This is a genomic window from Lachnoclostridium edouardi, from assembly GCF_900240245.1.
Classification (GTDB): domain Bacteria; phylum Bacillota; class Clostridia; order Lachnospirales; family Lachnospiraceae; genus Lachnoclostridium_A; species Lachnoclostridium_A edouardi.
In genome coordinates this window covers 2,806,584-2,829,567 of record NZ_OESQ01000001.1, presented here as the reverse complement: position 1 = coordinate 2,829,567, position 22,984 = coordinate 2,806,584, and the positions used below count along the sequence as shown (strand labels likewise).

General features: G+C 42.7%; 20 protein-coding genes. 1 reads left to right on the top strand and 19 read right to left on the bottom strand.

Features of this window, described 5'->3' with window-relative positions:
- Nucleotides 1-29: 29 nt before the first annotated feature.
- On the bottom strand, nucleotides 30-1,391 hold the full coding sequence (locus C1A07_RS13490; RefSeq protein WP_101877555.1) for a serine hydrolase: 1,362 nt from the start codon (nucleotides 1,389-1,391) through the stop codon (nucleotides 30-32).
- Between the two features lie 240 nt (nucleotides 1,392-1,631).
- Between C1A07_RS13490 and C1A07_RS13485 the strand changes: the two genes are divergently transcribed.
- Nucleotides 1,632-3,260, top strand: a complete 1,629-nt coding sequence (locus C1A07_RS13485; protein ID WP_101877554.1) for an HlyD family secretion protein — start codon at nucleotides 1,632-1,634, stop codon at nucleotides 3,258-3,260.
- Between the two features lie 66 nt (nucleotides 3,261-3,326).
- Here the strand turns inward: C1A07_RS13485 and C1A07_RS13480 are convergent, their stop codons facing one another.
- From C1A07_RS13480 to C1A07_RS13395, 18 genes are all read right to left on the bottom strand, one after another.
- The gene (locus C1A07_RS13480; protein WP_101877553.1) at nucleotides 3,327-5,012 is read right to left on the bottom strand and encodes a DUF5722 domain-containing protein; all 1,686 of its coding nucleotides are present in this window, start codon (nucleotides 5,010-5,012) and stop codon (nucleotides 3,327-3,329) included.
- A 154-nt stretch (nucleotides 5,013-5,166) separates the two neighbouring features.
- Nucleotides 5,167-6,507, bottom strand: a complete 1,341-nt coding sequence (locus C1A07_RS13475; protein ID WP_145996060.1) for a hypothetical protein — start codon at nucleotides 6,505-6,507, stop codon at nucleotides 5,167-5,169.
- Nucleotides 6,494-7,465 carry a glycosyltransferase family 2 protein gene (locus C1A07_RS13470; RefSeq protein WP_101877551.1) on the bottom strand — a complete coding sequence of 324 codons (972 nt, stop codon included), beginning with the start codon at nucleotides 7,463-7,465 and terminating at the stop codon, nucleotides 6,494-6,496. The genes C1A07_RS13475 and C1A07_RS13470 overlap by 14 nt, the downstream gene beginning before the upstream one ends.
- Before the next feature lie 15 nt (nucleotides 7,466-7,480).
- Complete coding sequence (galT, locus tag C1A07_RS13465) at nucleotides 7,481-8,980, bottom strand: UDP-glucose--hexose-1-phosphate uridylyltransferase (RefSeq protein WP_101877550.1); 1,500 nt, start codon at nucleotides 8,978-8,980, stop codon at nucleotides 7,481-7,483.
- Between the two features lie 93 nt (nucleotides 8,981-9,073).
- Entirely contained in the window at nucleotides 9,074-9,859 is a 786-nt protein-coding gene (gene trpA / locus C1A07_RS13460; RefSeq protein ID WP_101877549.1) for a tryptophan synthase subunit alpha, read from the bottom strand.
- On the bottom strand, nucleotides 9,852-11,036 hold the full coding sequence (gene trpB / locus C1A07_RS13455; protein ID WP_101877548.1) for a tryptophan synthase subunit beta: 1,185 nt from the start codon (nucleotides 11,034-11,036) through the stop codon (nucleotides 9,852-9,854). The genes trpA and trpB overlap by 8 nt, the downstream gene beginning before the upstream one ends.
- Complete coding sequence (locus C1A07_RS13450) at nucleotides 11,033-11,686, bottom strand: phosphoribosylanthranilate isomerase (protein ID WP_101877547.1); 654 nt, start codon at nucleotides 11,684-11,686, stop codon at nucleotides 11,033-11,035. The genes trpB and C1A07_RS13450 overlap by 4 nt, the downstream gene beginning before the upstream one ends.
- A gap of 20 nt (nucleotides 11,687-11,706) precedes the next feature.
- Nucleotides 11,707-12,498, bottom strand: a complete 792-nt coding sequence (trpC, locus tag C1A07_RS13445; protein WP_101877546.1) for an indole-3-glycerol phosphate synthase TrpC — start codon at nucleotides 12,496-12,498, stop codon at nucleotides 11,707-11,709.
- Nucleotides 12,499-12,510: 12 nt separating this feature from the next.
- On the bottom strand, nucleotides 12,511-13,524 hold the full coding sequence (gene trpD / locus C1A07_RS13440) for an anthranilate phosphoribosyltransferase (protein ID WP_101877545.1): 1,014 nt from the start codon (nucleotides 13,522-13,524) through the stop codon (nucleotides 12,511-12,513).
- On the bottom strand, nucleotides 13,517-14,089 hold the full coding sequence (locus C1A07_RS13435) for an anthranilate synthase component II (RefSeq protein ID WP_101877544.1): 573 nt from the start codon (nucleotides 14,087-14,089) through the stop codon (nucleotides 13,517-13,519). The genes trpD and C1A07_RS13435 overlap by 8 nt, the downstream gene beginning before the upstream one ends.
- Nucleotides 14,086-15,567: an anthranilate synthase component I gene (trpE, locus tag C1A07_RS13430; protein ID WP_101877543.1), complete on the bottom strand. Its 1,482-nt coding sequence runs from the start codon at nucleotides 15,565-15,567 to the stop codon at nucleotides 14,086-14,088. The genes C1A07_RS13435 and trpE overlap by 4 nt, the downstream gene beginning before the upstream one ends.
- A gap of 461 nt (nucleotides 15,568-16,028) precedes the next feature.
- Nucleotides 16,029-16,538: a Gx transporter family protein gene (locus C1A07_RS13425; protein WP_242972322.1), complete on the bottom strand. Its 510-nt coding sequence runs from the start codon at nucleotides 16,536-16,538 to the stop codon at nucleotides 16,029-16,031.
- Nucleotides 16,539-16,650: 112 nt separating this feature from the next.
- Nucleotides 16,651-17,337, bottom strand: coding sequence for an MgtC/SapB family protein (locus tag C1A07_RS13420; RefSeq protein WP_101877542.1), 687 nt, complete (start codon nucleotides 17,335-17,337; stop codon nucleotides 16,651-16,653).
- A gap of 56 nt (nucleotides 17,338-17,393) precedes the next feature.
- Nucleotides 17,394-18,158: a response regulator transcription factor gene (locus tag C1A07_RS13415; RefSeq protein WP_101877541.1), complete on the bottom strand. Its 765-nt coding sequence runs from the start codon at nucleotides 18,156-18,158 to the stop codon at nucleotides 17,394-17,396.
- 21 nt (nucleotides 18,159-18,179) lie between these two features.
- Nucleotides 18,180-19,343 carry an extracellular solute-binding protein gene (locus C1A07_RS13410; RefSeq protein WP_101877540.1) on the bottom strand — a complete coding sequence of 388 codons (1,164 nt, stop codon included), beginning with the start codon at nucleotides 19,341-19,343 and terminating at the stop codon, nucleotides 18,180-18,182.
- Entirely contained in the window at nucleotides 19,321-21,012 is a 1,692-nt protein-coding gene (locus C1A07_RS13405) for a sensor histidine kinase (protein WP_101877539.1), read from the bottom strand. Before C1A07_RS13405 ends, C1A07_RS13410 begins: the two co-directional genes overlap by 23 nt.
- Nucleotides 21,013-21,047: 35 nt before the next feature.
- Complete coding sequence (locus tag C1A07_RS13400; RefSeq protein WP_101877538.1) at nucleotides 21,048-21,845, bottom strand: sugar phosphate isomerase/epimerase family protein; 798 nt, start codon at nucleotides 21,843-21,845, stop codon at nucleotides 21,048-21,050.
- A gap of 40 nt (nucleotides 21,846-21,885) precedes the next feature.
- Nucleotides 21,886-22,980: an ABC transporter ATP-binding protein gene (locus C1A07_RS13395; RefSeq protein ID WP_101877537.1), complete on the bottom strand. Its 1,095-nt coding sequence runs from the start codon at nucleotides 22,978-22,980 to the stop codon at nucleotides 21,886-21,888.
- Nucleotides 22,981-22,984 lie beyond the last annotated feature (4 nt).

The window sequence follows — 22,984 nt, the reverse complement described above, 5'->3', positions numbered from 1 at the left end:
CCTTATATCCCTTATGTCCTGGGTGCAGATTACTGCACCCAGGCTCCAGTTTCATCTAACACATATCCGTCCGGAGTGATTGTGTTTTTCATCATAGCTCCGTCTGAGCCAAGGTAAAACCATTTGCCGTTATTTTTCACCCAATAATTTTTTGCCATAGCGCCGCTGGAACGGAAATAATACCAGGAATTGTCGGAATACTGTCTCCAGCCTGTAGCCATGTATGTATCAGAATCAAACCAGTATTCTTCTCCGCCTATAGTCAGCCATTCATTAGCGGCTTTAGAGCCGTCTTCTTTTATATAATTCCACTTTTCTCCCGCCTTCTGCCATCCAGAATTAGAGCTGGTTTCCTCTGAGGCAGGACCGCTCTCTGAAGCAGGGCTTGAGGCAGGACCTGAAGCTGTTCCTGATAAAAGCTGTTCCCTGTTTTCAAATCCAAAGTCTAACAGCGCCTTTGTATCCTGATAATGAGTAGATTTGCTTTTCATGATAACTGCAATTAAACGAACCCCGTCTTTATCTACTCCAGTAACTAAGGTGTTGCCTGCCTTAGAGGTGTAGCCTGTTTTTCCGCCTATAATTCCAGGATAATATCTGGAGTCTGTGCTGTAAAACATTTTATGTCCCATGGTTACTGTTCTGGGAGTGCTTACCTTTTTTGTAGCTGGAATCTGGTAGCTAAGAGTAGAGTCAATTTTCCTGAAGGTTTCATTATTAAATGCCGCTCTTGCAATTAAGGCCATATCATAAGGAGTAGAATAATGATTTGTGTCATTTAAACCATGAGGGTTTGTAAAATGAGTATTCTTACATCCTAAGGCTGCCGCTCTTTCATTCATCATATCTGCAAATTTACTGTTGCTGCCTGCCACATGCTCGGCCAGCCCATTGGCCACCTCGTTGGCTGATTTTAACATTAAAGCGTACATGCAATCTTTTACAGTAAGCTTATCTCCTTCTGTCAGATTTAAGGAAACCGCCCCTGATTCCAGATTGGTGGTGGCTGTGGAGGAAAATGTTACTGTGTCATCCAGGCTGCATTTTTCTACTACCAGCAGGCCTGTCATCAGCTTTGTTATACTGGCAGGATAAAATTTTTCATTTTCATTTTTTCCGTAAAGTACTTTTCCTGTAGCAGCGTCTAAAAGCACTGCGCCTTCTGACTGAATTTCAGGAGCTGTCACTGCAGATGAATCGCTTTTCACTGATGTCTGAGGCTGTACCTGAGTTTCAGTTTCTGCGGCAGATGAAGCTCTCTCTCCCGGTCCCTCTGACACAATAGTAACATTGCTGCCAAAATCTGTAGGTGAAGGAGCTCCATAAACTGTCTGTCCTGCCGTCAGACAAACTACAAGCGTTAATATAGGCAATATTCTGTATTTTTTCATTATTTTATCTCCCGGTTATTTTTCCATCTTTTCATTCTTCAACGCAGCTGTACAATAACGCTGATCTTTTATATTATAACACATGATTTCATTTTTTTTATTTAAACTTTCTTACATTTTCCTCCAAATATATTTTTAAGTATAACTGCAGGTCATATTTTAGCCCTATCTGTGGATGGTCTTGCCTTATATAGGAAATAATGATAGAATAGTGAAATCTTAGCTTAGGAGGTTAGACACATGAAACATAAATTTTTATCTTCTCCAATCAGCAGAATTCTCATTTCTGTGGTACTGATTTTTCTGCTGTTTTACACCATGCTGCCTGCCATAAATTTAAAAGATAAATCTTTTATAACCTTTATTATTATTTCTGCAGGTATTATTTTAGTTGTAAACTTTTTCTCCTATGTTTCCACTTTACTAAATCAAATTGGAAACCGCAGCGTTTCTTTCCGCAACGGAGTGGAGCGCCCTTTAAAATATGGTCTAATTGTGGTAGGACTTCTCCTTCTCCTTTCTGTGATCGCTAGTGTAATAGGAATTCCTATATTTAACGCTTCACGCTACAGGGATTTGATTACAATTACTGACGGTGATTTTTCTACAGACGTTGCAGAGTTAAATATGTCCCAGATCCCTGTTGTGGATAAGGATACTGCTTCACGCTTAGGCAGCAGAAAGCTGGGAGAAATGACAGACCTGGTTTCCCAGTTTGAGATTGCCAACAATTACACTCAGATTAACTACAAGGGATCGCCGTACAGAGTTACTCCTCTTACTTACGCTGATCCTGTAAAATGGCTTTTTAATATGAAAAAAGGCCTTCCGGCATATATTACTGTGGATATGGTAACTCAGGAAACCAATTTGGTTTGGCTGGAATCCGGCATGAAATACTCTCCCGGCGAATATTTTTTCAGAAATATTCACAGATATCTTCGTTTCCGTTATCCTACTAAAATGTTTGACCAGGTTTCTTTTGAAATTGACGACAACGGCACTCCATACTGGGTGGCGCCCACTATTTCCTACAAAATCGGCTGGTGGGACGGCAAGGACATTAACGGAGCAGTTCTGGTAAATGCTGTAACTGGAGAGTCTGCTTATTATCCAAAAGACCAGGTGCCCCAGTGGATTGACCAGCTGTACACCTCAGACTTAATTATTACCCAGCTGGACGACAACGGAAAATACCAAAACGGATTTTTTAACTCTATTTTTGGTCAGAGAAATGTTAGAAGAACAACTTACGGCTACAATTATCTGGCTATTAATGATGATGTTTATTTATATACAGGCATGTCCTCTGTGACGGCAGATGAATCTAACATTGGCTTTGTACTTGTAAATCTGAGAACAAAGGAAACTAAGTTTTACACTGTTCCCGGCGCCACAGAATATTCTGCTATGGAATCGGCAAAAGGACAGGTGCAGCATCTGAATTATACTGCCACCTTCCCTCTGCTTCTTAATATTTCCAACAGGCCCACTTACTTTTTATCTTTAAAAGACGCGGCCGGACTTGTGAAAATGTATGCTTTTGTAGATGTGGAGCAGTACCAGATTGTAGGTACAGGGCAGACTATCGACGAGGCGAAGAGAAATTACAGGCAGGCTTTAAATCTGGAAGATACAGAAATCGCCTTAGAGAGCAATCAGGAGCCTGTAACCGGAACAATTAATGAAATTATAGATGTAGTAGTCTCCGGAAACACAGTTTACTATTTTACACTTACAGGGGATGAAAATATTTACACTGCGTCTATTACTTCCAATGAAAAGCTTCCATTTATAAAGCCAGGGGACACAGTGACCTTTACCTACTCTTCTGCAGTTTCCCCCAGCCAGGTAATAGAATGGAAATAAATAAAAGAACTACCCTTAAACAGGTTTTCATTCTGTCCTGTCTAAGGGTAGTAGTTAAAGCTTATTTTATTTCTCCTGGGCTCTCCATTTAAAGTTAGGTACAATATCGCTCCACTTGTTAATACCTATAATAGATTTTGCAAACTCAGTAGCAGCCAAGGTATCCTTTTTCTTGTCGATGTCCCTGAATACCTGCCAAATTTTTCTTCTCTGAACGCTGACAATTTTATTTGGCTGACTCATATCGCAGCTCCAAAGACCGAAGGCCAGCTTATTTGTATTAATTTCCGACGGGGCGTCCACCTGACGGCTTAAAATATATGCTTCTATATAAGGATTACTGTCCACCAGATAGTAGGAGTACGCAAAGGCAGCCGCCTGCAGCTCCTGAATATCCTGCCCTGCCTGATTCATAGCTGTAAAGCCCTGTTCTGTTAAAATAATATGGCGTACATCTCCTGACGGGGCCCTTAGCTGAACTCCTGCAAAGTAATCTGTCAGCACATTAATATTTTTAAAGTTAACTACTGGGGAGTTAATATCATTTGTAACTAAGCCTGTTTTGTCGTCGTCCCAGAAGTTAGGATCTGTCATAGGGCAGGGATAAGAATGGTAGGCTAAGCCCCAGTCAAATTGTCCCCAATTATTAGCTATGGAATTAAAGTAATCTACAATATTTTTTCCGCCGTATTTCAGCTTTCCGTCTATCTCCGCATTCCAATTGTAATCTAAGGAGAAATATACTCTGTCGTTGGCACTGGTACTTTTAATTGCTGTGTAGAATACCCGGAAAGCTTTTTGATAAGCCTTTACATAGCTTGTAATATCCCACTCTCCTGTGTAATTCCACTGCTGGTTGTTGATCTCGTTGCCAACTACCCAGTTAGAAATTTTTCCGTGGTTTGGGTCTGAACCGTCGTATCTGTCCGCCAAAAATGCAATAATCGCTCTCGTCTGCTCAAAGCCCTCCGGGGTGGCCACATTAAACAAATAGTAGAAAGCGTTGGAGGACTTTTGAGTACCTGGATAAATCAGATCCGGGGTGGCGTCGTTCCAGCCGTTTAAAATAACTGCCGTAACAGTCATGCCTTTTCCCGACAGGGCGCTGATGGTCTCGTCGTAATCCTCAATTACAGCTTTATTAAAATGATACGTCTTTCCGTCATATGTATAATCAATTCCGCTGCCTAAGATCTGATGGAAAGCAATGTTAGTTCCCACATGCTTTACCCCTAAATCAAAAGCGTCATCCAGCATATCAATTTCAATTCCCAATCCCTTTTTTGTTAAAGGGTCTAAAAATGGGTCTGTATTCTTTGCCACTGCTTCCGGGTTTGTAATGTAATAAGGCTCGCTGATTCTGACAAAGTCCGTGCCATTGTAGGCTGCCACCGCAAATCTGCTGTACAGCTTATCTGCAGACGTTCCGTAATCTAAAGTAGTATTCCAGGTAAGACTCCTTCCCTCACCGGAAGCCAGAAAATCTCTTCTGCTTCCTAACTCATCCTCATAGGGCTTCATCTCAAACAAATAAAACTTTCCGTCTGTGCCTGTCATATCTCCGCCTGTGCTGGCTGTGATTGTAACTGTATTTTTATCGGAGCCGATTTTACAGGATGTAATCTGTGCTGTTGCCTGAACTGCAGTCTGCTGGCTTCCTGTATCTGCCCAGCACACAGAAGCTCCGGCAAGGGTAAGGAAACAAGCTGAAAATACTGCCGCTGCCCTTCTGATTAGTTTTTTTCTTACCATTCATTTACCTCCATGAATTCTGATGATGCCTCCGGCGCTCCTAATTTTCCTGGTACGCCAGTTTCTATTCTGTATTTCCATATAATACCCCATCCAGTTCTTCCATTCAATAACAATTTTATTACATATTATTAAGAAAATTGACAAGTTTTCTCTAAATCTTCACTGAAGGCAGATAGGTAAGAAAATATATTTTTAAAGAAAGTCCTATTAAACCTGCTAAAAACACTGCTCTCGCCAGGTTTTCCAGCCTTTTTCCCACAAGCCTTCCCGCGCCCTCTAAGAGAGTTTCCATGCCAAAAGCTGTAAAATACATGAGAGCCACCAGCATAGTGGCGCAGTACCGGCCCTGAGCCTGGTAATCTGTATAATAGCTGTAGTAAATGCTTAATAATATGGGAATTACAAAACAAAACAGCAGCACTGCCTCAAATACCCACTGATGTCTGTCCCTTTTTCTCACAAAAACTGAGACCAAAAGCCCTGCCAGGCCCAAAATGAAAATCACAGTGTACACCCGGTAGGTAAAAGGACCTGCAAACACATTCATACATCCAAAAACTCCTATTAAGCTTTCGTATGTCATTTTATACCATGGTCTGCCTGTAAAATCTACGCTTTCCATCATCTCCCCCAAGGTCATTCCCAAATTGTAGGGAGTTCTTCTCATAGACGGTTTCAGCTGCGGAATGCCATACATTTCCCCGGCTTTTGTTAAAGTGCTCATTCCCAGAATATCTCCCTCATACAGCACTGCGTTTCTGATGAAGAAAAAGGAAATAAATAAAAGTACAATCACCGCAGTAAAGCCGGCCCGCTTCCACATTACAGCCATGCCCTTGTTTTTTCCGGATTCCCACAAAAAGTTAAAAATAAATAAAATCATACTGCCTAAAATCCAGCCGTAAGCGTTGTAATAAGAAAGAGCTACAATAATAACTCCTCCGGCCAGTATCAGGCAATTTTTTATATTCCAGTCTTCTTTTCCCAGGCACCACCCGTAAAATATTACAGAGGAGCCCATAATGGCTATAACATCGTTATTTACATAGCTGGACAAAAAAGCAAACTGAGGCAGCATCCCAATAAGCCCCGGGAATATCCACCGGCCCGGCCCTTTAAATAACAGCTTTCCGCTTTTCATTGCAAAATACACTGTCAAAGCGCCGCTGATTACACTTGTAAATCTGGCGGCGCATAGCAGATGAAAAAAATCCTGGGAAAATATACTGGTTATTTTCATAAACAGGGCGCTGCACAATGGCCCCAGCCAGCAGGGGTAAAAGGCATAGGAAAAGCCCCAGTTAGGTGATATCAGTCTTTCGTCAAATCCGTTTGGCAGACTGCCGTACAAATAAATAAACTCAGGAATCTGAAACCGCATCTCTTCGTCCGGTCCATATGTATAAGGCTGAACCAGACTCCATGATAAATAAAACAGAAAGCAGAACAGCACAAAGGCCCATTCTCCCCATGTCAGCTTATTCTTCTTCATTTTTTTCTCCCTTCTCATTGAGAAATTCCTGAATTAAATATCTGGGCCGTCCCTTTGTTTCCATATAAATCTTGCCTACATACTCGCCTACAATTCCAAGGGAAACTAAAATCATTCCTCCCACAACCCATACGGAAACCATAAGGCTGCTCCATCCCGGAACTGTATTGCCGCGAAAATACTGAATTACAGAATATGCCAGCATAAGAATACTGATTCCGACTACTGCCATTCCCACTCCTGTAATCATGCGCATAGGCTTAATACTTAACGAGGTAATTCCCTCCATGGCAAAGGATATCATCTTTTTTAAAGGATACTTGCTGGTTCCTGCAAACCGTTCATGTCTTTCATAGTAAACCACGTCGCTTTTATAGCCGATCATAGGCACAATGCCTCTCAGGAATAAATTTACCTCCTTAAATTCTGCCAGCCCATTTAAGGCTCTTCTGCTCATCAGCCTGTAGTCTGCATGGTTGTACACTGTATTCGCCCCCAGCAGATTCATAAATTTATAAAATCCCTCTGCCGTAGCTTTTTTGAAAAATGTGTCTGTCTCTCTCTTGCTGCGCACTCCGTACACAATATCACAGCCGTCCAGATAGCGGTCTACCATTTGTTCCACTGCGTCAATATCGTCCTGAAGATCTGCGTCCATAGATACAGCCATACTGCACAGATCCTTCACTGTCATCAGTCCGGCTAAAAGCGCATTTTGATGTCCTCTGTTGCAGCTTAAATTAACGCCTCCAAATATAGGATCTTCCTTGTGAAGCTTATATATAATCTCCCATGTTTTATCCTTAGAACCGTCATTTACAAATATAATCCTGCTGTCCTCTGATACCTTTCCCTGCTTTATCATTGCCCTTACCTTTTCCCTAAGGCGGCTGGAGGTTTCAAACAAAACCTCCTCCTCATTGTAGCAGGGAACTACTATATATAATGTATTTTCCATATTCACTGCCCTGATTTACTTTACACTTTCTATGAATCTTTTAAATGCCTGACGGCCTTTAGGGGTACATTTGTAAACGCCTGCGTCCTCCAGTACCTTTTCAAACACAAGACCTACCTCTTCCTTTAAAATCTCATCCACATTTTCCTCAGTGACTGCCTCATACTTTGGAAGAAATTCTTCTACCCAGTGGCTGTGCTTTTCCAAATCAAGGTTGGAACGAATATCCTTTTTCTCTATAATATATTGGCCTAAAAGGCTTAGCTCCTCCTTCAGTCTGGAAGGCAGAACTGCCAGCCCCATTACTTCAATCAGGCCAATATTTTCCTTTTTTATATGGTGCAGGTTCTGATGAGGATGGTAAACTCCCAAAGGAAATTCTTCTGTAGTAATATTATTTCTCAGCACTAAATCCAGCTCATAGAACTGGCCGTTTTTCCTGGCAATAGGGGTAATTGTGTTGTGAGGCTCCCCTTCCGTACAGGCAAATATAAAGGCCTGCTCATCTGTATAGTCTCTCCACGCCTTTAAAATCTTATCCCCCAGCTCCACTAACGGCTTAATTTCCCTGGATCTGGTTCTGATTACAGACATAGGCCACTTTACAATTCCCGCCTCCACCTGAGGAAAACCGGGGAAGGTAATATTTTCTTCTATAGGCGCCTTTGCCATGGCAAAGGTATAATTTCCTCCCTGAAAATGGTCGTGGGTGAGAATTGAGCCGCCTACAATAGGAAGGTCTGCATTAGAGCCCAGGAAATAATGGGGAAACTGCTTCACAAAATCCAACAGCTTTACAAAAGTAGCTTTTTCAATTTTCATAGGCACATGTTGTCCGTTAAACACAATGCAGTGCTCGTTGTAATATACATAAGGGGAATACTGGAATCCCCACAAGGAGCCGTTCATTGTCAGAGGAATAATTCTGTGATTATTTCTGGCCGGATGGTTGGCCCTGCCTGCATAGCCTTCATTTTCCATGCACAGCTGGCACTTAGGATAACCGCTCTGTTTCATAAGCTTAGCCGCGGCTATGGCCTTAGGGTCCTTTTCCGGCTTTGACAAGTTAATAGTAATGTCTAAATCTCCATACTTTGTGGATGTCACCCACCTAACGTCCTTTTTAATTCTATAACGGCGGATGTAGTCAGAATCCTGGCTTAATTTATAGTAATAATCTGTAGCCGCCTTTGAAGATTCTCCCTTATAAAGCTGCCAGAACTTTTCCGCCACCTCAGAAGGCCTGGGCATAAGACAATTCATCAGCTTAGTATCAAAAAGGTCTCTGTAAACTATGCTGTCCTCCTTTAAAAGTCCGGCTGACTGGGCGTAATCTAACAGCTCCTTTAAAATTTCCTCCAGATCTGCACTGTCTGCCTCTTCCTGCGGTTCCTGGTACTCGTCCATTTCCAGCACAGAAAGAATCTGATTTACAGCGTAATTCTTATCTCTTTCCTTTATCAGACCTGTATCTAAACCATACTGAACCAGATTTTTAACAGCCTTATATACCATAATCCTGCCCCCTGTTTGATTATCAGATTTTTGCAGCCTTCTTTTCACCTGTTTTTCACAAGAAATCTGCAGCCTGCAATGATACCATTATATCTATTTCACAGAAGGAACACAAGTAGCCTCTTTCATTTTCTTCACATATTCATAAACAGGCTCCTCCGCCTCCCTTCCATATTGACTGATCAGCTTTACAATGGCGCTTCCTACAATTACTCCGTCAAAATCCACTCCTAAGTCTGCAGCCTGCTTTGGAGTGCTGATGCCAAAGCCTACTGCCGCCGGCACATTGGAGGCCTTTCTGATAGCCGCGGCCATGGAGGACAGATCTGTATTTATTTCTGACCGCACCCCTGTCACTCCCATGGAGGAAACTACATAGAGAAATCCCTTTGCATCTTTTGTAATTCTCTGTATTCTCTCTTCTGAGGTGGGGGCGATCATAGAAATCACGTCTACCCCATAGGCCTCTGCAATTTCACACACCTCCTGCTTCTCCTCATATGGCAGATCAGGAATAATAATTCCGTCTACAAAAGCTTCCTGGCACCGTTTAAAAAACCTTTCATAGCCGTAGAAAAACACAGGATTTAAATATGTGAGAAACACAATAGGCGTCTGAATTTTTTTTCTTACATTTTCCACCATGGAAAATACCTTATCTGTAGTGGTCCCTGCCGCCAGGGCCCTAATATTAGCCTCCTGAATAACCTCTCCCTCTGCAATGGGGTCGGAAAAGGGGATTCCTATTTCAATTAAGTCTGCGCCGCCTCTGTCCATAGAAAGAATCAGCTTTTCTGTAGTTTCCAAATCAGGATCTCCTGCTGTAAGAAATCCGATAAATGCTTTACCATTTTTAAATGCGTTTTGAATTTTACTCATATATGTTCACTCCTCTGTACCGCGCGATTGCCGCTACGTCTTTATCTCCTCTGCCTGACAGGCATACAATTATAATTTCATCCTTGCCCATTTTAGGGGCGATTTTTTTCACATGAGCCACAGCGTGAGCGCTTTCAATGGCACAGATAATTCCCTCTGTTCTGGCCAGGTATTCAAAAGCTTCCACCGCCTCGTCATCTGTTACCGGCACATATTCAGCCCTTTTACAATCGTGAAGATAGGCGTGCTCCGGCCCGATTCCCGGGTAATCCAGCCCTGCTGAAATAGAATATACCTGAGCAATCTGTCCGTGGTCGTCCTGGCAGAAATAAGATTTCATTCCGTGGAATACTCCCAGCTGGCCTTTTGCAATGGTGGCCGCATGTTTCTCTGTATGAATTCCCTTTCCCGCAGCCTCGCAGCCAATAAGCTTTACTTCCTTATCCTGAATAAAATTATAGAATGTGCCCATTGCGTTGCTGCCGCCGCCAACACATGCCACTACTGCTGAAGGAAGCTTCCCCTCTTTCTCTAAAATCTGCTCCCTGGCTTCCTTGCTGATAATACTTTGGAAATCTCTGACAATCATGGGAAATGGGTGAGGTCCCATTACAGACCCTAATACATAGTGGGTATCGTAAACCCTGGACGCCCACTCTCTCATGGTTTCATTTACTGCATCCTTTAATGTCTGAGTTCCGCTGACAACGGGATGCACCTTGGCCCCTAAAAGCTCCATACGGTAAACATTTAATGCCTGCCTGTCTGTGTCCTCCTTGCCCATAAAAATCTCACATTCCATATCTAAAAGTGCAGCCGCTGTAGCCGTGGCTACCCCGTGCTGTCCAGCTCCCGTCTCAGCTATAATTCTGGTTTTTCCCATTTTCTTCGCCAGCAGCACCTGTCCTAACACATTGTTGATTTTGTGGGAGCCGGTGTGATTTAAGTCTTCTCTTTTTAAATATATTTTAGCCCCGCCCAGGTCCTTTGTCATTTTTTCCGCATAGTACAAAAGAGACGGCCGCCCTGCATACTCCTTCAGGAGAAAATCCAGTTCCTGATTAAACTCCGGATCATTTTTGTAATACTCATAAGCCTCCTCCAGCTTAATGATTTCATTCATCAGCGTTTCCGGAATATATTGTCCTCCGTGAATGCCGTATCTGCCTTTTTTCATTCTCTAATCCTCCTAATTATCTTCTCTATTTTATTTCTGTCTTTTACGCCCTCTGTCTCTGCCCCGCTGCTGATATCTAAGGCAAAGGGAGGACAGCCTGTTTCTTCTCCCAGGTTTAAAGCCTCTTTTATATTGTCCAGACTGATTCCTCCTGCCAGAAAATAAGGCTTTTTTATTTCTTTTAAAAAGGACCAGTTAAACATTTTTCCTGTTCCTCCAGAGCCGTTGTCAAACAGCGCATAATCTGCCTTACTTAGGCCTGCTGTCTTTATATCATCCTGATTTTTCACAGAAAAGGCTTTTATGATTTTCGCTTCTTCTCCCGCCTGGCCGCAGCTTTTTAGATTTTCCCTCAGCCTGGCTATGTAATTTTCATCCTCATCCCCGTGAAGCTGGATGATTTGAATTACTCCTTTTTTTACCAGATCTAAAATCTGCTTTTCCGGAGAATTTACAAAAACTCCCACCCTGCAGATTTCCTTTCTCGCCTGAAGGGCAAGGAGACCTGCCTGTTCTGGATTTACATACCGCCGGCTGGACTTAGCAAATACAAAACCAATAAAATCAGGACAATATTCATTGACTGCCTTAATGTCCTCCATCCTGGTAAGGCCGCAGATTTTCACCTTTACATGCTGTGGCTTTTCCATAGCTTTGCAGCCTCCTTTTGTTAATTTCTTCCCTGCAGCTTAGCTAACATCTCTTCCTTATTTCTGCTTCTCATTAACGCCTCTCCCACTAAAATTCCGTCTGCCCCTGCTTTTTCAGCCGCTATTACATCTTCTCTTCCCCTAACTCCGCTTTCTGAAACATAACACAAATGGTCGGGTATCATTTTTCTAAGGTGAAGGCTAAGGCTGTTGTCCACCTGGAAGGTTTTTAAATTTCTGTTATTTACGCCTATGATTCTGGCTCCTATACTTAAAGCTGTTTCTATTTCTTCCTCTGTGTGAGCCTCCACTAAAGCAGAAAGTCCTAATGTGTCCGCAATGGTTTTATATTTTAATAAGGTTTCTTTATCTAAAATAGCGCAGATCAGAAGCACTGCCGACGCCCCCAAAACCTTGGCCTCATATATTTGGTATTCATCTACTACAAAGTCTTTTCGCAGCACAGGGATTTTTACTGTGGCTGCAATCTCCTTTAAATATTTATCGTCTCCCAGAAAATACTTAGGCTCTGTCAGCACAGATATGGCCGCCGCCCCTGCCCGTTCATAAGCTTTGGCGATTTCCAGATAAGGAAATTCCTGTACGATCAGACCTTTAGAGGGGGAGGCTTTTTTTACCTCGCAGATAAAAGAAAGCCCCGGATTTTTTAAAGCCTTTTCAAAAGGAAATGTTTTTTTCCCCTCCTGTCCGGCAAGCTCCAGCCCTTTTATTTTTACTTCTTCCAGGGAAACCTCCCTTTTTCTATTCTCCACCCTGTATCTGGCATATGCGGCGATTTCATCTAATATCATAGGGCGCCTCCTTTATTGCTTTTCATTAGAAAGCTGTATAAATTTTTCCAGCTGTTTTAAAGCCGCTCCGGAATCAATAATTTCTCTGGCAATGTTTATTCCTTCTTCTATTGAAGCCGCCCTTTTCGCAATATATAAAGCTGCTCCGGAATTTAACAGCACCGCATCTCTTTTAGGCCCTTTTTCTCCCTTTAAAATATTAAGAGCAATCACCGCGTTTTCCTCTGGAGTTCCGCCTTCCAGCTCCTCTTTAGAACAGCGGCTCATGCCAAATTCCTCTGGAAGTAAAACGTAGGATTTCATAGCTCCGTCCCTGATCTCGCACACAGAAGTCGGAGCGCTTATAGAAATCTCATCTAATCTGTCCTGCCCGTATACAACCATTGCATTATTCACTCCCAGGTTTTTTAACACCTCTGCCAAAGGTTTAACCAGGCTTTCATCATATACTCCCAGCAGCTCCATATTTGCTCCCGCCGGATTTGCCAAAGGGCCTAAAATATTAAAAATAGTTCTGATGCTAAGCTCTCTTCTCACAGGCGCCACATATTTCATGGAAATATGGTAGTTTTGGGCAAATAAGAAGCAAATTCCAATTTCATTTAATATTTCAGTGCTTTTTTCCGGAGGCACTGTAATATTTACCCCAAGAGCTTCTAATACGTCCGCCGCCCCGCATTTGCTGGAGGCGGCTCTGTTGCCGTGCTTTGCCACCGGCACGCCTGCCGCAGAAATTACCAGGGAGGATACAGTAGAAATATTAAAGGAATTAGCCCCGTCTCCTCCTGTTCCTACAATCTCCAGCACATCCATATGGTGTAGAAGGCGGATACAGTGCTTTCTCATTCCTGCCGCGCAGGCTGTAATCTCATCAATAGTTTCCCCCTTCATGCTCATAGCTACTAAAAACGCGCTCATCTGCACAGGAGTGGCCTTTCCTCCCATAATTTCATCCATTACCATTTCTGCCGCTTCATATGATAAATCTTCGCCCCTTGCCAATTTCATAATTGCTTCTTTAATCATTTCTTACTACCTCCAGAAAATTTTCTATTATCTTTTTTCCATCTGGGGTTAAAATAGATTCCGGATGGAACTGCAATCCATATACAGCATATTCCTTGTGCTCCACTGCCATAACTTCTCCGTCCTCTGTTCTGGCCGAAATAATCAGCTCTTTTGGAAGGCTTTCCTCCTCAGCCGCTAAAGAGTGGTATCTGGCAACCGGAAAGGAATCCGACAGTCCTAAAAAAAGTCTTCCCTGCCCCTTTACCACAGATTGTTTTCCGTGCATCAGCTGTTTGGCATAAGTAATTTTCCCTCCGTATGCCTGGCAAATAGCCTGGTGACCTAAGCACACTCCTAAAATAGGGATTTTTCCTCCCAGCTCCTTCACTACCTGCTGACAGCACCCTGCCTCAGAGGGCCTTCCAGGGCCCGGAGATAATATAATACCTTCTGGCGCCAGGCTTTTAATTTCCTCCACTGTCATTTCATCATTTCGGATTACTTTGATTTCTCCGTACAAGCTGCCTGCCAGCTGATATAAATTGTAGGAAAAGCTGTCGTAATTATCTATTAAAAGTATCATAATTCTCCTCCCTCCTCTGCTGTTTTTAAAGCGTTCAGCACAGCCTTGGCCTTGTTCATACACTCCTCAAATTCTTTTTCTGCCACGCTGTCAGCCACAATTCCTGCTCCTGATCTGACATAAACCTTTCCCTTCTTTTTATAGGCCAGGCGAATGGCGATACACAAATCCATATTTCCCGTAAAGTCTAAATATCCAACGGCTCCACCGTACACCCCTCTTTTATTATTTTCCAGCTCCTCTATAATCTGGCAGGCTCTGATTTTCGGCGCCCCTGATAAAGTTCCCGCAGGCAGCACTGCTTCCACTGCGTCTAAAGCTGTTTTTCCTTTTTCCAGCTCTCCCTGAACAGTGGACCCAATGTGCATAACATGGGAAAACTTTTGAATGCTCATGTAGGATTCCACCTTTACAGTGCCGAATCTGCTGATTTTTCCAAGATCATTTCTCCCTAAGTCCACCAGCATATTATGCTCTGCCAACTCCTTTTCATCTGCCAAAAGCTCCTTTTCCAGCCTTTGGTCCTCCTCCTCTGTTTTGCCTCTGGGCCTTGTGCCTGCTAAAGGGAATGTATGAACTGTTCCATTTTCCACTTTTACCAGGGTTTCCGGGGAAGCCCCTGCCAGCTCTATATCATGGCTGGAAAAGTAAAACATATAGGGGGACGGGTTGGTTGTTCTTAACACTCTGTATGTATTCATCAGGCTGCCTTCAAATTCAGCCTCCAGCCTGTTGGACAACACTACCTGGAAAATATCTCCCTCATAAATATATTTTTTTGCCTTTTCCACCATTTGACAGTACTCCTCTTTTTCAAATAAAGGCTTGATCTGAGTTTTCATTTTTCCAGGAGGACATATGCCTGGCTCCATGCTTTTTAACATATGAGCCATATGGTCTAACTCCATCACTGCATTCTTGTATCCTGCCTGACCTTCTGAAATTTTAGCGTTTACAATTAAAATCATCTTCTGCCTGAAGTTATCAAAAGCTATTACCTTGTCAAACAACATTAAGTCTATATCTTTAAAATGTTCCTGATCTTCCCCTAAAAATCCTAAGGAAGGCTCGCCGTATTTTATATAATCATAGGAAAAGTACCCCACCAGACCGCCTGTAAATGTGGGAAGATAGGGGAGCCTGGGGCTTTTGTATTCCTCCAGCACCTTCTCAATATATTCTCTTGGATTTTTTGTCTCCGCCTCCATAACAGCGGCGGAGGTAATTCTTATTTTTCCGTTTTCACATACCAGCTCCAATTTAGGGTCATACCCTAAAAATGTATATCTGCCCCATTTTTCAGAATCCTCTATGCTTTCCAGAATGTAACAGTGATTGCTGACCTGCTTTAATATTCTAAGCACCTCCAGGGGAGTTCTGATGTCTGAGAAAATCTCCCTGCTGACAGGAATCACTTTAAAGCTGCTGTCTGAAGATAACTTTTTGTACTCTTCTTCTGATGGTCTGTAAATTGCCATAACTGATGTCTCCTTTCTGAATTTCCTACGCAGAAAAAGTATGCGCCAAAGCGCACGCTGGCGCCGGAGCTTTATTGTTTCATGGGACGCAATTTCCTATGAAACAATAAAAAAAGGCCCGCCCATGACAGAATAAACTTCTGCCAAGGACGAGCCTTTTATATTTATCACTGATGGAAATAAATATACACTGCCCGCGGTGCCACCTGGTTTTGTGAACAACTCACACTCTCTGCGAAATACTAACATATTCCCGGCAACTAACGTATGCCAACACGTCATAGAATACTAGGCTTCCCAAGAAACTTTTGACTATGCCCTCAGTGGTCCATTTAACAAACTGCGTTCTATGAGGCTTTCACCTTCCCTCACTCTCTGTAAGTGCACATCTGTTTTTATCTCCACTTCAACGGTTTACAATCTTAAATTTTTTCACAGTATACCACCTGTTTTTTCTGTTGTCAAGATTTTTTTAACCTGCCAATTCCCTTTTTTATTCTCTCAGTTACCAGGCCTCCCAGAATTCCTATTACAGCTCCCGCCGCCAGGCCTCCTATGGCAAGTACTGGAAAATAATACATAATATCTTTTTGGTTCAAGGTCCAGGATGCAAAGAGCAGCTGCCCTAAATTATGTCCAATGCCTCCCACAACGCTGACCCCTAAAATACTGAACCATCCAGTCCGTTTACACAGAAGCATTAATACCAAACTAGTTATGCCTCCCGCCAGTCCATACCACATACTGAATGCATTTCCAAAGGTAAAGCCTACCAGCACAATGCGGATAAGAGCCACACCCATGGTGCCTAAGACGCCTACTGTATAAAGTCCCACTACCGACACTAAATTGGCCAGGCCCAGCTTCATCCCCGGCGCCGGCATAGGCACTGGAATCATAGCTTCTATATAGCTGAAAATAAACGCAAGGGCAATTAACATCCCGTATTTTGCAATGTTTTGAGTTTTCACAGTTACAGCGTCCTCCTGCAGCTTTTATCTTTATGTTTCGCTGTGTTCTGTTGTCTCACATTTTCTGCCTTTTGTCAAGCAAATAGGAGGGCCAGGTAAGGCCTTATAACAATTACACAGTAATTTTTATAATCTCTGTTCTGGAAACAGCCGCGGCTGTAAAGCTGGCTGCATCCCAGTTGTCCTCTGTCTCCGCCTGCATGTATACCTTCATAATTCCGTCTTCTTTTTTCTTTACTGTAATCCGTGTAATTTTTCCTCCGCATTCCTCCACAGCCTTGCGCAGATCTGCCAAAGCCCTTCCAGGCCTTTCATCTTCCTGTTTACATTCAGCTACAATATCTCTAAGCTCTTTTCCCTTTCCTGAAAGCACTCCTTTTCTGCCCAGAAACAGTTCCACCAAAAGCACAATAATTGTAGTTGCCACTCCTACTGCATACATTCCTGCTCCCACTGCCATCCCCACTCCTACTGTAGCCCACACTCCTGCCGACGTAGTTAAACCGCTGACGCTGTTATTTCTGAAAAATATCATACCTGAGCCTAAAAATCCAATGGCTGTTACAATTCCTGAAGCCACCCTGGAAGGGTCCAGCTTCACATATTCATCCAGCACATCCTGGAACCCATATTTAGAAAGAATAATCATTAAAGCAGAAGACACGGCTACAATCACATGGGTCCTTAAACCTGCAATTTTTCTTTTGCTCTGCCTTTCGTATCCAATTACGCCTCCGCAAATGCCTGCCAGCACAATTCTCCCTAAATATCCTAATTCTACAAGCACCCATTCTTCCAAGTCTATCACCTCTCCTAAAAATCCAAATCCAGTCTCCAATGCAAGTGTTCTTCGATTTAAGTTCTCATCTGATACTCTTTCGGCCCAATTCCTATATACTTTTTAAATGTTCCGCTGAAATACCTGTAATCCTTATACCCCACTCTTTGAGCAATCTCATAAATAGGCATGTTTTTATCCTTCATAAGCTCCATGGATTTCCTCAGCCTTACTCTTGTAAGATATTCCAGAAACGTAATATTAATCTCTGTTTTAAACAATTTTGCCAGATAGCTTTCGCTGATATTTAAATACCCTGCCACTGAGCGCACTGATAAATCAGAGCTGTAATTTTCCCTTACATATTTTAAAGCCTGCCTTAAATAGGCGTTTAAGTTATTTTCATCATAATCAATAAGAGGCTGGCGGCTTTCCCCCTCCAAATGTCCGCTTTTCTTTACATTTTGCTCCTCCAGCCTGTGTATGGCCCTTAAAATAGCCTGATAAAGCTCCTGGTCGTCAATAGGCTTTAAAATATAATCCAGCACCTCCATTTTCATAGCTTTTTTGGCATATTCAAATTCATTGTACCCGGAAATAATAATAAACTGCACCTTTATATTTGCTTCTCTGCACTTTTCAATCATCTCCAGACCGCTCATGCGCACCATGCGGATATCTGTAATAACAATATCAGGGGACAGCTTTACAATCTCCTCAAACGCCTTTTCCCCGTCGTCCGCCGATCCTACTACCACGCAGTCCCATTGCTCCCAGGGCACTGTCATCACAAGCGCTTTTCTGGTAAGAACTGCGTCATCTACAATATAAACCTGATACATGCAAATCTCCTATCTCTGTCCTTACTGACTCTGAATATTTTCAATCTGAGCCTGCAGATCCAGCAAAAGCTCTTCTGCTGTCTGGCTCCCATGGAGAAATTCAGAAATCATTCTGTCTGTAATCAGCTGTACCTTTGTGTTATATCTGGAACTGATTTTTCTGTAATAAATCGGCTCCCCGTTTTTTTCCTCTTCTTCTTTCTGTTTTCCTGCATTTTTATCGCATAAATACCGGATCACCTGCCACCCGTCTTCATAATCGTGGGACGATCCTCTATTTACCAGAAATAAATTGCCGCCCTGAAGGCTCCAGGAGGCAGAGTTATTTATATACAGCCTGCTTTTTTTCAGGTGGTCTGCACTCTCTAGCCTGTCCTCATAATACTCGTCTAACACCAGGCTGTCTGTTACTCCCTGCAGGAATTCTTCTATTTCCTTATCATAGCTTTCTGCGAAAAGAATACTGCTGCTGTCTCTTGTTTTCAAACTGTTTAGCAGCTCCTCCTTAAACCTGGTATTTACCTCGTAGGGAATCTGGCTGTGATCTGCTTCCCAGTGTCCGGCAGGCCTGGACAGCATCATGTCCTTCAGCACCACGTTAATAGGAATCCCGGTTACATTATTTTCCGATGACCGGTTCATAACCTCCCAAATAGTAATGGCTTCCGGCAAAGCCTCCTCTTTTCTGGTGTAGTAATACAGCCTGCTTTTTACATAGGGAAGCGCATACAATTTTCCTCTGAAGGAAGTATTTTCCATAAACATTGGCGGAATTTGATTCAGCCATGAAAGCCCGTAATCTCTTAATACAAACTGGTCTAACGGATAAACCAGCTTTTGTTCTGCAGCGGAGACTACAGACTCTCCTCCTAAGCTGACAATATCATAAACCTGCTCCCCATTGGAATACAAAAGCTTTAAAAAGGCCAGGGTATCTGACTCTACAAAAGTAACCTGCACCCTGTATCTTTCATGCTCAGCCTGAAAAGCTTCTATCTCCCTGGACACATATTCTTCTCTTAAATGGTCCCCGCCTGTGGAGATCAAAATGCTGATATCTGCAATCTCTTCTGCGTCTGCATTTTTCTTTATTCTGTTATCCAACCCTGTTTTATAAACTGCAGACAGAATAACTGCTGCTGCAAATATAAAAATCCCTGCTTTAATTATGGTTTTCTTCTTCATTACATTCCACATTATAAGGCAAAGTAATAATTACCTTTGTATACCTGCCCTTTTCACTTTCCATTTTTAGGCCGTACTGCATCCCGTAAATCAGAACCAATCTTTTCTGCACATTTTCCACTCCTAAGCCTCCGTATATTCCCACGCCCTTTTCCACATTGTTAATATACTTCAGATATTCCTTTTCTACGCCGATTCCGTTATCATAAATTTCTATGTGAAGATTGTCCTTGTCCCTATAGCCTCGAATGCTTAAAATATAGTCGTCCCTGTCGGCTGTAAATCCGTGGATAATGGCGTTTTCCGCCAAAGGCTGAATCACCAGGTTTGGAATGCGGCAGTCCAGCACGTCCTCGTCCATGGAAATATTTACAGCAAATAACTGATCGTACCTGATCTGCTGCAGGCGGACGTAATCATCTACAAATTTCAGATCATCTCTCAGCAAAACAAAATCGTCCTGAAAAGTAATGCTTCTCCTTAACAGCTTTCCCAGATGAATCACAAATTCTGCAATATCCTCAGTTCTGCCCAGCTTTGCCAGAGCCTTAATCTCGTTTAACATATTGTAAAGAAAATGAGGGCTGATCTGGGCCTGCAAAGCCTTTAGCTGGGCGTTTTTCTTCCTCTCGCTTTCTTCTTTCGCGTCCTCGATCAGCATGTGAATTCTGTTAATCATCCAGTTAAACACAGAGCTTACCAGCTTCATTTCATCACTGTCATGTTTATGAATATCAATTTTAATATCCAGCTTTCCCTCAGTCACATCATTCATAGACTTTACAAGAGTGTCAATGGGGCGGTACATTCTGTTGGCAAAAATACGGGCTAAAATAAAGCTGATGGTAACTGTCACTGTAAATACTATTGCCGTGACTGTTAAAAGCATTCTGGTACTTTCATAAAAGTCAGAAATATTATAGTATGCATTCAGCTGCAGTCCATAGGAATCGCTTTTCTGCTCTAAAATATACCCTTTCAGAGCTTCTGTTTCCCCGGCGGTTTTCCCCTCTTCAAACTGTCCTGTAGTGTCCAGAATCACCCGGCCTTCTCTGTCAGCCACAGTAAAGGCAATTTCTCCGTCCTCCACATTTCTCACAGCATTAAAAAAAGTATCCCTGTACAGATCTAAAACAATATACCCTGTAATGCTTCCGTCCTTCCCCATAACAGCCTTGCCCAGATTCAGGCAGATACTATACCCCTCTCCTTTGGCAGTGCAGTTGGGAAATATGGCCATTTCTCCGGGAAACCTGTTCATTCTGTCTATAACTCCCCATCCATAATAAATAGACGGCTGGTACAGGGAGGTGGCCGCTCCCGGATAGATTTTCATATCCTTCAGCCGTACAATATGAAGGCGGATTCTGTTGTCTCTGCCTGTCTGCAAAGGCTTTAACAGCTCCTCCGGGTCCATATCCTGATCCCCGGCCATATACCGGGCCACCGCAGAATCTGAAGAAAGACTGTCTAAAACCTGACTGTACTCCTCCATCAGCTTCTCCACATTGCCGGAGCTGACCGCCGCTAAATCTCTGGCTTTGCTGCTGTACCGCTCTCTGGACATTCTGTAATTTCCAATAGAAATGGCAATAACGCAAAGACAAATAGGGAAAATTGCAGCAAATAAAAATGCAATAAATAATCGTTTAAAATATTTTCTTTTCACTTAGACTTTTCACCCTGAGTTATTGTACCAAACTTCTAAAGAAAGTACAATTTGTTAACAAAGTCAATATCCTCCTGTAGGCTTTCCTCTGAAACCCAGGCGTGAGGCTCGTACTCCAGCACGATTCTGGCGCTTTTAGTATATGTTTTAAATAAAGCGGCAAATTTAGAATAATCTATTATCCCATTGTGAATTCCGTTGTGGCAGTCCTTTTTGCCGTCATTATTGTGGAAATGGTAGGCATGAATCCTGCTTTTCTCAGCCTTTAACAGCTGCTCTAAGTTTAATCCTGTCAGGCAGGCATGGCCCATATCAATAATTCCCGGCATATCAGGAAACTGCTGATACAGCTCCATGTACTCTTCGTTGGTGTACAAAGGCATACCACTTGGAGGCAGAGGCAGGTTTTCCACCACAATTTCCGCCCCGTACTGTCTTCCAATATCCAGAATCGTTCTGATATTTTCCAGGCTGACTTCCTTCACCCTTTCCTTATTCTCCGGCAGCACCCCTTTTTGGGTATAGTGGAATACAATGTGATTCACTTTATATTCTGCCGCCAGGCTGCTTACTCTTTTATAGCTGTCCAAAAGGTGATCGTACTCTTTTGTGCCTTTTTCACTTGTGCCTTCCACCCCAATATAAGGGCCGTGAAAAGTAAGAGGGCATCTCATTTCCGGAAGCAGACGGTTTAATCTGTCCCAATACTCTTTATCGTGGGTAAATGCAATCAGCTCCACCCCTAAATTTCTGTCCTCTTTTTTATTCACCCAATGTGCAATTTCCTCCATCTGGGGAAATCCCTTAATCAGGGAACTGACAAAAATGCTCATGCGCTTTCCTTCTTTCTTAAAATCCAACTTTGTCCCTTATTTATCTGCCCATTTCCTCTGGATATCCTACAGACTGGGTAGTGTTTCCGTCAAAGAAATGCAGTCTTTCAGGAAGAATGTTCCAGTAAACCTTTTCTCCTACTGTAAATTCGTCCTCAGGCATAATGGAGATCATTTCCTCTCCTCCAATTTCAGTGTAAAAGCCTACTCTGTTTCCGTAGTTCTCCACATACTTAATGTCCACTTCTATAGAATATTTTGTTTTTTCCCTGGTAAATAATACATTTTCAGGCCTGATTCCCAATTTTAACTGAGAGTGCTCCTCTTTTTGAATCTGATTCAGCCACATTTCAGGCAGCTCTACCTTCTGATCTCCTAAAACCAGCTCTCTGCCTTCTAATTTTACATTAATAATGTTCATTGACGGGGAGCCGATAAACTTGGCCACAAAAATATTAGCCGGGCGGTGATAAACGTTGTGAGGCGTATCTAACATCTGAAGGTCCCCTTCGCTGACTAAGGCGATTCTCTGTCCCACTGTCATAGCCTCAATCTGGTCGTGAGTAACGTAAATAAATGTCTGTCCGTACATTTCGTGGATTTTTACCAGCTCTTTTCTGGCCTGCCCTCTTAACTGGGCGTCCAGGTTAGATAAAGGCTCGTCCAAAAGGAAGAAATCAGAGTGCTTTACAATGGCTCTGGCTAAAGCCACCCTTTGTCTCTGGCCGCCGGACAGCTCTCTTGGATATCTGCCCTCCAGGCCAGTCAGTCCTAAAATCCCAATGGCCTCCGCCACTCTGGACTTAATTACATCTTTTTTCTCCTTGTGGATTTTCAGGCCGTAGCCTACATTTTCCTCAATGGTCATGTGAGGATATAAGGCGTAATTCTGAAATACCATGGCAATATCTCTGTCGCCGCTGTCTATATTGTTGGCCAGCTTTCCATTTAAGTAAAGATTTCCTGTGCTGACAGATTCCAGGCCGCTGATCATTCTTAAAATAGTAGATTTTCCACAGCCGGAGGGGCCTAAAAGAATCAATCTTTCTCCCTTTTCAATTGACAGGTTCAGATTATTTATAACTTTTGTCTTTCCAAAAGATTTGCTTACATTTTCAAAACGAATGCTATCCATAACA